General features: G+C 44.8%; 14 protein-coding genes. 12 read left to right on the top strand and 2 right to left on the bottom strand.

What is annotated here, in order from left to right:
• Positions 1 to 79 precede the first annotated feature (79 nt).
• Both lepA and alsS read left to right on the top strand, forming a co-directional pair.
• The gene (lepA, locus tag AOQ32_RS00225) at positions 80 to 1,879 is read left to right on the top strand and encodes a translation elongation factor 4 (protein ID WP_059393049.1); all 1,800 of its coding nucleotides are present in this window, start codon (positions 80 to 82) and stop codon (positions 1,877 to 1,879) included.
• A gap of 231 nt (positions 1,880 to 2,110) precedes the next feature.
• Positions 2,111 to 3,790 carry an acetolactate synthase AlsS gene (gene alsS, locus AOQ32_RS00220; RefSeq protein ID WP_059393048.1) on the top strand — a complete coding sequence of 560 codons (1,680 nt, stop codon included), beginning with the start codon at positions 2,111 to 2,113 and terminating at the stop codon, positions 3,788 to 3,790.
• A gap of 147 nt (positions 3,791 to 3,937) precedes the next feature.
• Here the strand turns inward: alsS and AOQ32_RS00215 are convergent, their stop codons facing one another.
• Positions 3,938 to 4,546, bottom strand: a complete 609-nt coding sequence (locus AOQ32_RS00215; protein ID WP_059393047.1) for a TetR/AcrR family transcriptional regulator — start codon at positions 4,544 to 4,546, stop codon at positions 3,938 to 3,940.
• A gap of 147 nt (positions 4,547 to 4,693) precedes the next feature.
• Here AOQ32_RS00215 and AOQ32_RS00210 point away from each other — a divergent pair, with 147 nt between their 5' ends.
• Positions 4,694 to 6,079, top strand: coding sequence for an MDR family MFS transporter (locus AOQ32_RS00210; protein WP_059393046.1), 1,386 nt, complete (start codon positions 4,694 to 4,696; stop codon positions 6,077 to 6,079).
• A gap of 113 nt (positions 6,080 to 6,192) precedes the next feature.
• On the opposite strand, the gene AOQ32_RS00205 is transcribed toward AOQ32_RS00210, so the two are convergent.
• Positions 6,193 to 6,660, bottom strand: a complete 468-nt coding sequence (locus AOQ32_RS00205) for a DUF2798 domain-containing protein (RefSeq protein ID WP_059393045.1) — start codon at positions 6,658 to 6,660, stop codon at positions 6,193 to 6,195.
• Positions 6,661 to 7,052: 392 nt separating this feature from the next.
• On the opposite strand from AOQ32_RS00205, the gene AOQ32_RS00200 reads away from it, so the two are divergent.
• From AOQ32_RS00200 to AOQ32_RS00160, 9 genes are all read left to right on the top strand, one after another.
• Positions 7,053 to 8,105, top strand: a complete 1,053-nt coding sequence (locus AOQ32_RS00200; protein ID WP_059393044.1) for a 2,3-butanediol dehydrogenase — start codon at positions 7,053 to 7,055, stop codon at positions 8,103 to 8,105.
• A gap of 227 nt (positions 8,106 to 8,332) precedes the next feature.
• Positions 8,333 to 9,385 carry a 2,3-butanediol dehydrogenase gene (locus tag AOQ32_RS00195; RefSeq protein ID WP_059393043.1) on the top strand — a complete coding sequence of 351 codons (1,053 nt, stop codon included), beginning with the start codon at positions 8,333 to 8,335 and terminating at the stop codon, positions 9,383 to 9,385.
• 156 nt (positions 9,386 to 9,541) lie between these two features.
• Positions 9,542 to 9,979, top strand: coding sequence for a CopY/TcrY family copper transport repressor (locus AOQ32_RS00190; protein WP_338066426.1), 438 nt, complete (start codon positions 9,542 to 9,544; stop codon positions 9,977 to 9,979).
• 58 nt (positions 9,980 to 10,037) lie between these two features.
• Positions 10,038 to 10,409: a cupredoxin domain-containing protein gene (locus AOQ32_RS00185; protein ID WP_059393041.1), complete on the top strand. Its 372-nt coding sequence runs from the start codon at positions 10,038 to 10,040 to the stop codon at positions 10,407 to 10,409.
• A 55-nt stretch (positions 10,410 to 10,464) separates the two neighbouring features.
• Entirely contained in the window at positions 10,465 to 10,734 is a 270-nt protein-coding gene (locus AOQ32_RS00180; protein ID WP_059393040.1) for a cupredoxin domain-containing protein, read from the top strand.
• 34 nt (positions 10,735 to 10,768) lie between these two features.
• Positions 10,769 to 12,715, top strand: a complete 1,947-nt coding sequence (locus tag AOQ32_RS00175; protein WP_059393039.1) for a copper-translocating P-type ATPase — start codon at positions 10,769 to 10,771, stop codon at positions 12,713 to 12,715.
• 208 nt (positions 12,716 to 12,923) lie between these two features.
• Positions 12,924 to 13,466, top strand: coding sequence for a PadR family transcriptional regulator (locus AOQ32_RS00170; RefSeq protein WP_059393038.1), 543 nt, complete (start codon positions 12,924 to 12,926; stop codon positions 13,464 to 13,466).
• Entirely contained in the window at positions 13,463 to 15,022 is a 1,560-nt protein-coding gene (locus tag AOQ32_RS00165; protein ID WP_059393037.1) for a DHA2 family efflux MFS transporter permease subunit, read from the top strand. Before AOQ32_RS00170 ends, AOQ32_RS00165 begins: the two co-directional genes overlap by 4 nt.
• A 20-nt stretch (positions 15,023 to 15,042) precedes the next feature.
• Positions 15,043 to 15,300: DUF2316 family protein (locus AOQ32_RS00160; protein ID WP_059393036.1), on the top strand; the 258-nt coding region annotated here is incomplete at its 3' end.

Below are 15,300 nucleotides of genomic sequence, written 5' to 3'. Positions count from 1 at the left end.
TCATTCTGATAACAGAATGGGATTGAAGCCTTTTCAGCCCCATTCAACGTGCACAGCATTCGAATGGAGAAACTGAACAATGAACCTTAAATTAATTCGTAATTTTGCAATTATTTCCCACATTGATCATGGCAAGTCAACGCTATCGGACCGACTCATGGAGGAAACCAAGACGGTTTCTGACCGGGAAATGACGCCCCAGTTATTGGACAGCATGGGGGTGGAGCAAGCGCACGGCGTGACGGTCAAGTCACGGACGGTGCAAAATACTTATCGGGCCAAGGATGGTCAAGATTACAAGTTGAATCTGATTGACACACCGGGTCACGTTGACTTTAACTATGAAGTCACGAAAAGCCTATCAGCAACCGATGGTGTCATCCTTTTGGTTGATGCAACCCAGGGCGTGCAAGCACAAACGGTTGCGAACTGGCGGTTAGCCCATGAATTGGGACTGCCGATTTTACCGGTCTTAAATAAAATTGATGCTGCGAGTGCTCAAATTGATGAAAGCGAAGAGCAAATCAGACAGTTGGACCCAGCTTTGGCCGAGCGAAAGATTTACCATATTTCAGCCAAGACGGGCTTGGGAATAGCGGACCTTTTGGAGGCGATTGTTCATGAATTGCCGGCGCCGGTCGGTGATGAAAACAGTCCCCTCAAGGCCCTCGTCTTTGATTCCGAATATGATGCCTTTCAAGGGGTGATTGCCCAGGTCCGAGTAATCGATGGCACCCTGAAAAAGGGTGCCGCACTTCAATTGATGGCCAATGGTCAAAAGCTGTTGGCCAAAGAAGTTGGTATTTATCGGCCAAGCCGGGTGCCGGTTGACGAATTGACCGCCGGTGAGGTCGGCTATGTCGTGACCGGGATTAAAGATCCCAAGCAGGTGACTGTTGGGGATACGTTGACGAGCCAAAACCAACCAACTAAAACGGCCTTGCCTGGTTACCAGCAGAGTCAGCCGGTTGTTTATGCCGGCATTTATCCAGTTGACGACTACAATGCCTTGCAGGAGGCGCTGCAAAAATTAGCTTTGAATGATACCTCCCTTGTATTAAGGGATGAGCAATCCGAAGCGATGGGCCCGGGCTTTCGTGCTGGGTTCTTAGGGATTTTTCACCTACAAATCATTAAAGAGCGCCTCGAAACGGAGTTTGGGATTGAGGTTGTCGTCACGGCCCCAAACGTTTCTTACCGAGTTCAAGTGGCACAAAAGGGCCAAGACATTCAGACGGTGACAGTGACCAATCCAACCAAGTTTCCTGATTTTGACCAAATTTTAACCGTTGAGGAGCCGGTGGTCAAGGCAACCATCATGACGCCAAGCGATTCGGTTAACCAATTAATGAAATTAGCGGATGATTATCGGGGTGTGTTTATGGATATGGGCAACCAGGGCGATTACGTCCGCTTGGTCTATCAAATGCCTTTGTCCGAAATTGCCTACGATTTCTTCAACCAATTAAAATCGTTGTCACATGGTTATGCTTCGTTTAGTACGGAAGCCATTGGCTATCAGGAAGCTGATTTGGTCAAGGTGGACGTGCAGGTTAACTATGCCCAGGTCGATGCGCTAGCCTTTGTGACCCATCGCTCACGGGTGGCCGAGCAGACGCAACAATTGGTCCACGAATTGAAAATGACGATTCCAAGGTGCCTTTATCCGATGCCGGTTCAGGCGTTGGTGGAGGGCCGGGTGGTTGCCCGTGTTGATGTACCACCTCTGCGTAAAAATGCTGCGGTCAATGGTCAGGCACGGAGCATCTCGAAGAAGCAGGCGCTGCTTCGTCGTCAAAGTGCGAACAAGCGTCAGGCGGCTCAGTCCGATATTGAATTACCACAAGCCGTTTTTAATGCTTTACTTTCACTAAAATAATTAAAAATCAGCCCCAGCGCAGTCCGCGTTGGGGCTTTTTATACTAAATTATGTTTTTTCTTTAGAATGAAGATGCAAAAATAATCAAGATATTCGAAAAAAAAGTTCAAATAACTGTTTATTTTTAATATTTAAATAAAAAATTGATAATTTTTGAACTAAATTGACTTTTATAGTTACAAAGCATAGACTGAAAATTGTAAAATTAATAAAAAAGAAGGAAAATTTGAAATGAAAAAACATGGTGCTGACATTGTCACAGATTCCCTGGTGAATCACGGAGTTGATCTCGTTTTTGGAATTCCAGGAGCGAAGATTGACCGTTTATTTGAGACACTGGAGCACCCACAACCAGGACAGCGGGTACCAAAGTTGATCGTGACTCGTCATGAACAAAATGCTGCCTTTATGGCCCAGGCATTTTCGCGGATTACCGGTAAGACTGGGGTTGTGATTGCCACTTCTGGTCCTGGAGTTGGAAACTTGGTAACGGGCTTGATGACTGCTAATGCAGAAAGTGATTCAGTTTTGGCCATCGGTGGTCAGGTTCCTCGTCGTGACTTGTATCGGTTGACGCACCAATCGACGAATTCGGCCGCTTTGTTTCAAAGCGTGACCTGGTTTAGTTCTGAGATTCAAGATCCAAACAATATTTCTGAGATTATCGCTAATGCCTTTGCGGCAGCCAACGGAACGAACCGGGGAGCAGCCTTTGTTTCTTTGCCACAGGATGTCGATGATGTTGAAGTGACCAGACCTGCATTGCCAGTTGTCAACCAACCACGCCAGGGGGCAGCGGCCTTAACTGATTTAGACTGGTTGGCTGAACAAATTAAGGCGGCCAAGTTGCCCGTCTTGCTTGTTGGTGCCCGTGGCTCAGACGACGATACAGTGGCGGCTTTGCACACATTATTGAAGCAAACGCCTTTGCCTGTCGTTGAAACCTTCCAGGGCGCTGGTGTGATTTCCCGTGAACTGGAGGCCCAATCATACTTCGGTCGGGTTGGTCTCTTCCGTAACCAGACAGGGGACAAGTTGCTCAAGCAATCTGATCTGGTTGTGACGGTTGGCTACGATGCCATCGAGTACGAACCACGCAATTGGAACAAGGAAAACGATTTGAAGATTGTCGCAATGGATGTTGCGCCAGTTCAAATTGACAACAACTTTGTACCAACGCGCCAATTAGTTGGTAATTTGGCTCAATCATTGACGCTCTTGACGGAGAAGGTGGCGGGTTATCGGGTGCCGGCTGAAAGTCAGGGCACTTTGCAAGAGTTAAAGGCTGATTTGAAGGCGTCAGATGAACCATCATACACGCCGGCACAAGCTAACTTGAACCATCCACTGAATGTCATCAAGGCTTTGCAAAAGCACGTGACCGATGACATGACGGTTTCGACTGATATTGGCTCACATTATATTTGGATGGCCCGTCACTTTAAGTCATACGTCGCTCGTCACTTCTTGACGTCTAATGGTATGCAGACACTTGGGGTCGGCCTTCCTTGGGCAATGGCGGCTGCGATGGTTCGTCCGAATGCCAAATCAGTTTCCGTGTCTGGCGATGGTGGCTTCTTCTTCTCCGCAATGGAATTGGAGACGGCTGTCCGCTTGCAGTTGAACACGGTGCATATTGTTTGGAACGATAATGCTCATTACGACATGGTGAAGTTCCAAGAAGAAATGAAGTATGATGGCCAAGCCGCCGGTGTTGACTTTGGTAACATTGATATCGTGAAGTATGCCGAAGCCTTTGGCGCTAAGGGATTGCGGGTTGAAACGCCAGCTGACCTTGATGCCGTTTTGACAGAAGCTTTTGCAACAGAAGGACCGGTTGTTGTTGATGTCCCAGTTGATTATTCACACAATTTTGAATTAGGATCTCAGTTGATTGAATCTGAGGGCTAATGTTGGTTCGGTTATCGTTCAAAATACCCTTTCGGTTGAACGCACGCCGGCCTCAAACCTTTCTTAATAACAAAAACCTTTCAGAAATGTTTTTCTGAAAGGTTTTTGTTTGATGGTGGAATAACGGCCCGCAGGCCAATGCTGATTTTACTGCTGGTTGGCTAACCAAGCTGGTAAGACAATTTGGTCAATTAATTCTTCGGGGTCAGGCGCTTGCTGGGTAGCGATAAAAGAGTAGTAGCGCCGAATATTACCCAAGAGCATTAAGACTTCTTTGCTGGGAATCACCTTTAATTCACCACGATTGATGGCCCTAGTAGCCAACAAAGTTCCGAGTTCGACGGCACCTTCCTCCGCTTTTTTCAAAAGGTCATCATTGATAGTTTCACCGTTGACGGCTTGGTAAAGTGTAAATTTAATTAAATATTGGTTGATTCGTTCATGCAGGCCTTCGATTTGCCTGGCGTTTTCAATCAGGTCGCCACGAAGGCTACCAGTATCGGGAAAGGATTGCGTATCCAAATCCTCTGAAAATCCAGAATTTTCGTGTGCCCAATGGTGGACGGCATCCACTAAGAGGGCAGATGGTGAGTCCCAACGGCGATACAAGACACTGCGGGATGTTTTGGCGTAATGCGCAACATTTTTAAAAGTGACTGCATCAATGCCCTTTTGATCAAAGAGACGTAGTGCCACTGCGTAAATTGTCTGCTCGAGGGCTAACCCACGTTTTCTTGTTCGCGTTTCTTTTTCCATAAAAATAGTTTAACACAAAAAAATAAGGAACATTATGTTTCTTATTAACTTTTAGTTAGCAGCCGAGTATATTAATCAGCGGATTGAAATAGAGAACAAATTGTTCCTTATTTCCTCAAATAAACTAAACAGAGTGGAAATGGAAAAATGGAAATTAAAAAAATACGCAATGTTGCGCTAATTTTGGCTTTTGGCCTTTTGGCGCCCATGCTTGATACGACCATGACCAATATCGCCATTAATGATATCGGTCGTGATTTGCATACCACGCTATCGAACGTGCAGTGGATGATTACGGCCTATGTATTGTCCACGAGTATTGCTGTGCCGTTTTTGGGCTGGTTAACGCAGCGCTTTAATGGAAAATACGTTTTTTTAGCAGCACAGATTTTCTTTGGTTTATCATCGGTGGGTGCGGCGTTGAGTCATGATATCAATGCTTTGATTCTGTACCGAGTCGTCCAAGGTTTTGCGGCCGGCTTGATCATTCCGTTGGTCACAACGATGCTGGTCAATATTGCGCCACGTGAACATTTGCAAAAGCTGATGATGGTGGTCATGCTGCCCATTATGGTTGGTCCCATTTTCGGTCCAATTATTGGGGGCCTTGTTGTTGAATATGGTAATTGGCAATGGATTTTTTGGATTAATGTGCCGATTATGATTATTGTAGCCGGTTTGAATTTTTGGAAGGTGCCGGATATTCCGGATCTGAATAAATCAGCCCGCATCGATGCCTTCGGTATTGCCTTGCTGGGCTTGGGTTCGGCTGCCGTTATTTATGGCCTTTCCCGTGCAGGCGATTTAGCCAGCTTTAACAATGCTGATACCCGTCTCTATGTGACTGCTGGTTTGTTGGCCTTTGTTGTCTACTGGATTTGGGGCCGGTACAAAAAGGATCAGGCGGTCTTACCACTTGCTTTGTTTAAGTCACCGGTTTATTCAGCGACGACGATTAACTTGGTCTTGGCTGGGATGGTCACCAATGGACCGATGCTGATTTTGCCACTGTACTTCCAGCAGGGGCAGTCGATGTCTGTTTTGGAAACGGGCCTTTGGCTGCTTCCCCAAGGGATTGGGATGTTGTTGATTCGTCCAATTTTATTGAAATTACTCGATCGCGTTGTTGTCCGTTATGTAGTTTGGTTTGCGCTTTCATTGGCACTAATTGGGACAATTTCGTTTGGCTGGATTAACGCTAGCACGAATATGGGGATTGTTAGTGCCGTGCTTTTTGTTCGTGGTCTTGGGGTCGGTGGCGTGATTATGCCGCTGATGACGACGATTCTCTTGGGTATGGAAAAGGAATTGATTCCGCAAGCTAACATTGGCGCACGGATTTTCCAAAACGTTGGTGGCGCCTTCGGTTCAGCATTGGTAGCGACTGTCGTTGCTGCCTATGTTTCAACACACCGGGTCCTTGGTGCTAACATTGTTGCTTATCAACACGCCTTTTGGTGGTCGATGGCCATTACCGTTGTGATGTTTATTCCAGCAATCTTTTTGCCAAAGCAAGTTGAGCCAAAGGGTTAAAGCGCTCACAACAATTGAAGTGTAAAGAAAAAGTATCTGCCAGTTTGTCTGACTGATTTTAAATCAGTGAGGTACTGGCGGATACTTTTTGTGTTGGTTGAAATTTGTCTGGCTTAGTTTTTAGCTGGTGCAACAGCTCCTTGGACCTTTGATAAAACAGCGCGGGCGATTGGGCCAACCACTAAAATTTGCATTGGTAAGGCCAAAAGCAGGTTGAAAAGCCAAGCCTTTGGATAGGCGGACAGTGAGTGACCGTTGATTAAAACACCGAAGAGGGACATGCAAGTAACCATGCCCAAAACCATCAGCGTGGAAATGGTCAGAGGAATTTGAAGGCCATCAGTTGCTTTGAAGCGGGGGACGATGTGCTTGAAAGCTAGCATCTTAGCCAAGGGACCGACGAGGAAACCGTCGCAAACCATGGCGACGATTAAAGCGATAGGGTAGCCGACGATGACTTCGTGCCAGAAACCATCCGTTAGTCCCTGAGCGAGGTAAATATTGTAAATGGACATACCCAAGACCATCAGGCCGGCCATCATCAACATGAAAATTAGTTCTTCTTTAAAATTACGTGGCATTTATCAATGCTCCTTTTCTTATTAATTCCAACTTAGCATATAAAATTTTTTCTCGTAAGTAAGGATTTGATGAGAATTAATAGAAAAGCGTGGTCGAAGTGAGGGGTGTCAAATGTTCAATCTAAATTAATGGCGTATTTTTTTCAAATGGGTGGTCAATACTAGAAAAATGAAATGGGGAATGATGCCCTGGTTTCACTGCCAGTGGGGTGATGGTCGGAGTTGCAATCGTTTGTTAGTTTTTTTGATGAATAGTATTCTAAATTGGTATTTAGAAAACAGTCGGCGTCAAAGTGATGACAAATATCCGATTTCCTGTTATGCTGTAATTACTTTGGAATGTTATTGCAATCATATTGCGGTAAATTCGTTGATTTTTACAGGAGTTTTACATGAAGGCAGCTGTTTGGCATGGAGCCAAAGATATCAGAATTGAAGAAGTGGATCTTAAACCACTGGCCAGCGATGAAGTAACGATTAAGGTGGCTTATGCTGGGATTTGTGGCAGTGATCTTCATGAATACCAAGAAGGACCAGTCTTAATTCCAACGACTTTCCCTGATCCATTGACAAATGAAGCGGCACCGATTGTTCTGGGTCATGAATTTTCAGGAGTGGTTGAAGCTGTTGGACCCGATGTTTACGATTTTCAGGTGGGCGATCACGTGGCGGTCAATCCTGCCATTACCAAGCGAGAATCCTCTGACGACGTCGATGTTTATGATGGTTATAGCTTTATTGGATTGAGTAAGGATGGTGGTCTAGCGCCCTATGCGAACGTTTCGGTTCAAAACCTTTATCATTTGCCACAGACCTTTTCGTTAAAATCAGCCGCAGTAATGGAACCAGCAGCTGTTGCCGTTCAAGCAGTCAAGGAAGCGGACCTGGCTTTTGGTCAGACTGTGGTCATTTTTGGTGCTGGTCCAATTGGTGTTTTGTTAGCAGAGGTCGCTCGTGCCGCAGGTGCTTCACGGATTGTTGTTGTTGACCTGGCAGAAGTTCGTCTGCAAAAGGCTCTTGAAATGGGGGCGACTGACACGGTCAATGCGAGTCAAGTTGTGGATGTTGAACAAAAAATTGCTCAAATTTTGCCAGACGGAGCGGATGCATCTTTTGAGGTGGCGGGCGTTCAGGAAACCTTTGACCAAGCAGTTGCTGTAACGAAACCGCGTGGCTTTGTTGTGGTGGTTTCGATTTTTTCGCAGCCAATTCGTTTAGATATCCGTAAGCTCATGAATGCGGGTGTGCGGATTGCGACTTCCATTGCTTATTCACGCCAAACTTTTCAACAAACGGTTGATTTAGTAACCAATGGCCAACTCAAGGTGGAACCGCTAATTACTTCTGAGATTCGCTTAGCTGATTTTTTGAAGAAGGGGTTATTACCGTTAATCGATAATCCATCTGAAGAAAAAATCTTGGTGAACTTAACCAAAAGCAAATAAATCGTGCGAAAAAGCTTTCAATGATGAAAGTTTTTTTGTTTGTTCTAAGGTGAGGGGGAATGTTTAGATATTAGTTACCGTTTTCACATTTATTTGTTCGATAAAAAAACAAAATCAGCATAAAAACAGTATTTTTACTGATAAACAGTGTTATACTGTACTTGTATCATGATATAAAGTTCACAATAATCAACTAACACTGGTTAGTTAGTGGAAAGAGGTTGGTCATGAAAGCAGCTATTTGGCACGGTAAAAAGGATGTACGGGTTGAGGAAACTGATTTATCAGAGCCTAAAAAAAATGAAGTCCGGGTCAAGGTGGCCTATGCTGGTATTTGCGGTAGCGACCTGCATGAATATCTAGAGGGGCCGGTTTTTATTCCGACGGAGTTTCCTGACCCCTTAACTGGAGGGCAGGCACCTATCACAATGGGGCACGAGTTTTCTGGTCAAATCGATCAGCTTGGTGCAAACGTCCATGATTTCCAAATTGGCGACCATGTGTCCGTTAACCCAACGATTACCAAGGGTGTGCTACCCGATAATGTGGATGTCTACGATGGTTATAGCTTTATCGGACTGAGCACGGATGGTGGTTTTGCTGGTTACGTCAATGTCCCGGTTGAAAACTTGTATCCATTACCGAATGATTTTTCCTTGAAATTAGCAGCGGTCATTGAGCCAACTGCGGTTGCTGTGCAAGCGATTAAGGAAGCCCATCTCACCTTTGGACAAACCGTTGTGATTTTTGGTGCTGGTCCAATTGGCGCGATGGTCACAGCTGCTGCGAAAGCGGCCGGTGCAACCAAAATTGTCGTTGTTGATTTATCGACCATTCGGTTGCAAAAAGCACTTAAAATGGGTGCTACGGATATTATTAATCCAAGTGAGGTCAGCGATGTCGTGGCGGCGGTCCGTCAGATACTACCGGAGGGGGCAGACACTAGTTTTGAAATTGCTGGTGTGCAAGTAACTTTTGATCAAGCCATCAAAATGACAAAAGCGCGTGGTTATATGGTCGTGGTTTCCATTTATGCTCATGCTATCCAATTTAATCCAATGGCGTTAACGAATAGTGGGGTCAATTTAACTTCGACGATTGCCTATTCACGGCAAACTTTTCAGCAGACGGTGGACCTGGTAACAAGTGCCCAAATCAATGTGGCGCCGATTATTACTAGTGAGATTAAATTAGACGATATTATCACGGATGGTTTTGATGTTTTGACAACCGACCAATCGCAGGCGAAGATTTTAATTAACCTAACGCAGGAAAAATAAGGCTTATATCAGCCATTAACCAATGATTAATCAGAAACATTTCCAAATTTGGGAATGTTTTTTTATTTTCCTGTTTACAAATGTAAACCAGAAAGTTATACTAATTGTGTTGTTTACAAATGTAAACACGATTTGTTTTGATGAACGGAGGACAGGATTATCATTAACATCACTGATACCGAACAAGCGGTTATGCGGATTATTTGGACGAAGAAACGGGCAACGGGTCGTGAAATTGTTGAGGAAGCCCAGTTATCGCATGACTGGTCAGCTTCAACCATTAAAACGTTAATTCGGCGTTTGACGGATAAAGACATGATTGCAGTCGACCAATCAGAAAAGGTCTTTACCTACGTACCAGTTGTGGCTGAAAACGAGGCAACCGACTATAACGCGAACCGGTTCTTCGATTCCGTTTGTGATGCCTATAAGGGGACGCTCTTAACGGCACTCATCAAAGAAGAACCATTGAGCAAAACGGATATTCAAAATATCCGGGCGATTTTAGATGAACGTGAAGCGAGTGCTCCAGACCAGGTCGCTTGTCATTGTCTTCATGAAGATGATGATTCTTGCGCAATGGTACACCATTAAAACAAAAACTGACGAACTAACAGGCGGTGTTCGCAAAAACAAAAATTGGGAGTATTTTATGGACAAAATTTTGGTTATGGTGGCTGGCCTAGCGGCAATCGCCTTTATTATTTGGTGGTTCTTTGGTCAACATAAAGTTGAGAGTGCAGAAGTGACTCTTGATGACAACCAGCAAATGATTGACATTCAAGTCGACGGTGGCTATTCACCTGAGCATATTGTCTTGAAGCAGGGCGTACCAGCAACCTTGAATTTCACTCGCACCGATCCTTCTGGATGTTTGGATCACGTGGTATTTGCTGATTTTGGCATTAATCAGGAGTTGCCGCAGGGACAAAAAGTGTCATTGAAAATCAATACCGATCAACCAGGTCAATACCAATGGGCTTGTGGCATGGATATGTTCCATGGCCAGGTAACTGTTGAATAGAAACTTTCATATTAAGACAAAATTAATAAGTTTACGTATAAAAAAGGAGATAATCATGGCAGAAAAAGTAGAGCAAACAGTCACAGTTGACGGACAATACCAACCAAACGTGGTAACTTTCCAAAAAGGAGATCAAGCAACCTTAACTTTTAAGCGCGTTAGCGAAAGTGGTTGTTTAGACACTGTTCAGTCACATGATTTTGGCTTCCAATCAAAGTTGCCATTAAACGAAGAAATCAGTTTTACCATTCCAACTGACCAAACCGGCAAATTTGAATTTGCTTGTGGCATGAACATGGTCAAGGGGAAGGTTATTGTGCAATAAGGCAATTCAATTGAGTTAAGAGGTATAAAAACACATGCAAAAATTGACAACCAGCCGGCGCTTTATCATTGCTTTGATTTTTTCAGTGCCGATGCTCGTTAAGATGGTTTTGATGCCCTTTGGTTTTCACTTGCCGGGTGGCGTCATTACAGAATTTGGGCTGACGACGATTGTCATGGCGGTTTCTGCCGCACCATTTTTGAAGTCATCCTGGTCATCCTTTAAGAAGCACCACTCCAACATGGATACCCTTGTTGCGATTGGGACAATGACGGCTTACTTATATAGTATTTATGCAATGATTGTTGGGCAGCCAGTCTTCTTCGAAGGAGCTGCCTTGGTCGTAACCTTTATCCTGCTGGGACAAGTTTTTGAGGAACGGATGCGTAAAAATGCTTCTAGTGCCGTTGAAAAGTTGTTAGACCTTCAGGCGAAGGACGCTATCGTCATCCGTGATGGGCAAGAAGTCACAATTCCATTAGACCAAGTAGTCACTGGCGACTTAATCAAAGTCTTACCTGGACAAAAAATTGCCGTGGATGGGACCATTGTTGATGGTCAGTCAACGGTCGATGAATCAATGGTAACTGGGGAAAGTATGCCAGTCGAGAAAAAGGCGGGCGATGCCGTCATTGGCGCAACCATCAACACCAACGGTTCCTTTGTCTTTAAGGCCGGCAAGATTGGTGAAGAAACGATGCTTTCTCAAATCGTCGAGATGGTGAAGAAGGCTCAAACTAGTCGGGCGCCAATTCAGAATTTGACGGACCGGGTTTCGGGTATCTTTGTACCGATTGTCTTGATTCTGGCAATTGCGACCTTCTTGATTTGGTACGTCTTCCTTGGCTCCGCATTGTCAACGGTGTTGGTCTTCGCCATTTCAATTTTAGTAATCGCTTGCCCTTGTGCATTGGGTCTTGCGACACCGACCGCGCTGATGGTTGGTACTGGCTTAAGTGCGAAGCATGGTATCTTAATTAAGAACGGTGAAGTGCTGGAAGCTGTTAACCAGGTGAAGATGGTTATCCTTGATAAGACCGGGACGATTACGGTTGGTCAACCAGTCGTGACTGATGTCATCGGTCCGGAAAAAAAGATTATGACCTTGGCTGGGCAATTGGAAAAGAATTCAGAACATCCTTTGGCAATCGCCGTTTTGGATTATGCTGAAAAATTAGGTTTGAATAACCAAGAGAGTGCGAAGAATTTTGCTGCAATTGAAGGTCAGGGGGTCACGGGTGAATTGAACGGTCAAACGGCCTTTGTTGGGAATACCCGTTTGTTGGCCGAGCGTCAAATTGATCCTGATTTGCAAAAGAAAATGCAAGAGTTACAGGCTGAAGCCAAAACTGTGGTCTTGGTTGGTGAAGCGGATCAGGTTATCGGTTTGGTTGCCATTCAAGATGCACCAAAGGCCAGCTCAAAGAAGGCGATTGCTGACTTGAAGGCACGCGGATTGAAGACCGTTATGCTGACTGGCGATAACCAATTGGTGGCAGAGGCAATTGCTGACCAAGTTGGTATCGACCAGGTGATCACGGAAGTGATGCCAAACGATAAGGCGGATCACGTTCAGGCCTTCCAGCAGGAGGGGGCTGTTGCCTTTGTTGGCGATGGGATTAATGATGCACCAGCACTTTCAACTGCCAACGTCGGGATTGCAATGGGGTCTGGAACGGATGTTGTCATTGAATCTGGGGACATTATCTTAGTTAAGAACGATTTGCAGGATGTGGCGACAGCCATTGAGTTGAGTGCCAAAATCTTTAACCGGATTAAGCTGAACTTATTCTGGGCCTTTATCTATAACGTCTTGGGTATTCCCGTTGCGGCGGGGCTCTTCTATGGCATCGGCTTTATTTTGAGTCCGGAATTAGCCGGGCTCGCCATGGCCTTTAGTTCACTATCGGTTGTGACAAGTTCATTGCTATTGAACAAAACAAGGTTAAAAACATTAGCTGCCAAGAAATCTATGGCATAAAAATTAGGATGGTTATCGCTGAGATAACCATCCTTTTTTGTTATTTTTTATTTTTATGGTCATTTTTTCTTGTTTAAACCGATATTTCTAAGCTGGCCTGAAAAGGCTTGTCTTTTTTTGAAATGGGTGTATAGTGATTTTGGTTGATAAGTCGAAACGACCTGTCATTTCGACCTGTCAAAGGAAATTCATCATGAGGAGGTAGTTGATGTACGATTTGTTGATTCTGTCACTGCTAAGTACACGAGACATGTCGGGTTATAAGCTTGCCATGGTTTTGGGCTCAACAGTGGTACCTAGACGCAAGATATCAAACGGTGTTTTATACCCAGTTTTAAACCGGATGGAAAAAGCCGGCTTTATCCAAAGCGTCGACGGGAATGTCCGAAATTCAAAAATTTTTCATATTACTGGGTTAGGCCACGAGCGACTAATTGAATTAATCAACGAACCGGTTGCCCAGGATGCCAATCGCGATAATTCTTATCATTTTAAGTTTCGGTCCTTTTCGTACTTGGCAAGAGATAAGCAAATAGAAATTTTAACCGATTATCGCAATGCCATTTTAACGGACCGTAATGTTTACCAGGAATTGTCCACGCACTATCGAGAGGAGACGAAAGATCACCCCGAGCGGGCTGATTTTTATCGCTGGGGGCTGAAAACGCTCACCTTAAAAGATAACCTGGCGCTAGCTAAGCTGGCCTGGATTGATGAATCTCTGCAAGAATTAAAGGAGAACGAAATATGAATAATACAAACGAGCGCTCAGCAAAGCGCTGGTGGGCACTCTTAGCCTTATCTTTGGGTGTCTTCATGGGCTTGTTGGACGTGAATATCGTCAACGTTGCCCTGCCAACGATGGTGAAGAGCTTTCATACGACTTTTAGTAATGTCCAGTGGGTGATTAGTGCCTATACCATTTCATACGCTGTCGTGATTTTAGTTTTGTCAAAGTTAGCCGATATGTATGGTCGCAAGAAGATGTTTTTGACATGTATGATCATCTTCGTGGTTGCTTCCGGAGTGAACGGATTAGCACCAAGCTTGTTAGTCTTGGACATAGGTCGTGCCGTGCAAGCCTTTGGTGGTGGTGGATTGATGACCATCTCAATGGCTTTGGTTGCTTCCATTTTTGAAGGGAAGGAACGTGGCTTTGCCATGGGAATTTTGGGTTCTGTGATGGGGCTTTCAACTGTTTCCGGTCCTTTGATTGGTGGTATTTTGTCTGAGGCCTTTGGTTGGCCAGCCGTTTTCTACGTCAATGTGCCAATTGGTATTTTTGCAGCTATCTTAGTTTGGCTGACGGTAGCCGAAACACCAAGTTATGGTCAGGGACAAAAGATTGACTTTGTGGGTATGCTTCTTTCAGCTGTTGCCATCTTTTCAGCTGTCTTTGGTTTGATTCAAAAGGAAGATAACCCACATTTAGCTTGGACAAGTCCTAAAATTGCGCTGTGGTTGCTAGCTGCAGCCGTCTTGTTGGCGATCTTTATCTTTGTTGAGTTGAAGATTGACAAGCCAATGATGAATCTGGCACTCTTTAAGAATAAGAACTTTGTCGGAGCGGTTTTTGTTGCTTTTGCGTTGGGTTCCGCCATTTATTCAAACAATGTTTTCTTGACGTCTTTGATGCAAAACTATATGGGTTATTCAGCCTTTAGTACGGGTGTCCGTCAAATTCCATTAACAATGTGGGCGCTCTTCCTTGGGCCAGTGACGGGTTACTTGAGTAGTAAGTTTTCAACGCGGATGTTGATTTCTGGTTCATTGTTATTGTCTGCCTTGTCTTTCTTGGTCTTCTTAAACGCGATGACGACTAAGTTAGCTTATACTGATTTGCTTGCGCCAATGGCTTTGTTGGGGATTTCAAACGCTTTGATTAACCCATTGTTGAATACTGCCGGTTTGGCCGGTGCAAAGCCAGAAGAAATCGGGATGACGTCTGGTTTGATTAACGTCTTCCGTCAATTGGGTGTTTCTTTTGGTGTCGTCATCCTTGGTTTGTCACAAACGAACCAGTATGACGACTATTTGAACAACCACATAACCTTTACGGGTGTTCCGACAGAAGTTCTCGCTGCCATTAAGCACGCCTTAATCGATGCCGGTCCATTTGCCAGCCAAGCTTTTGTGACCAGTGCTAAGATGACGCACTTACCATTCCATTCGACATTGAAGACTGTAACCGACAACGCCTTCTTTGCCGGCATGCGTGGCGTGACGGTGGCTTCACTTTTGATTACTGCTGTTGGTGGCGTTTTGGCTTTCTTCTTGTTGCAAGATCCTGCTAAAAAGGAAAACTAAAAAAATCAGGAGGGGATTCGATGTCATTAACGGTAGCTGAACAAGTCGCAACACGGGCAGAATTGCAGAAAAATTTTGCGATTCTGAATTGGTCGGTTGACCGGGTGGCGGCTGCATTGCAAACAACGCCGGAACACTTACAAGCTGTTTTGGCGCTGGAACCAGCTTATATTGAAGAACCCTGGATTTTAAAGCGTTTCTTAGAAGAAAAGATTCGTTTAGCGGGTCGGGAACCAGTGCCGTTTACGGCACTGGGTGGTAATCCTGAAGATTATTGG

This window comes from Fructobacillus tropaeoli, assembly GCF_001047135.2.
In the GTDB taxonomy this organism is placed as follows: Bacteria; Bacillota; Bacilli; order Lactobacillales; family Lactobacillaceae; genus Fructobacillus; species Fructobacillus tropaeoli.
Note: the sequence above shows the minus strand (reverse complement) of the source record. Positions and strands in the feature narration are given on the sequence as shown.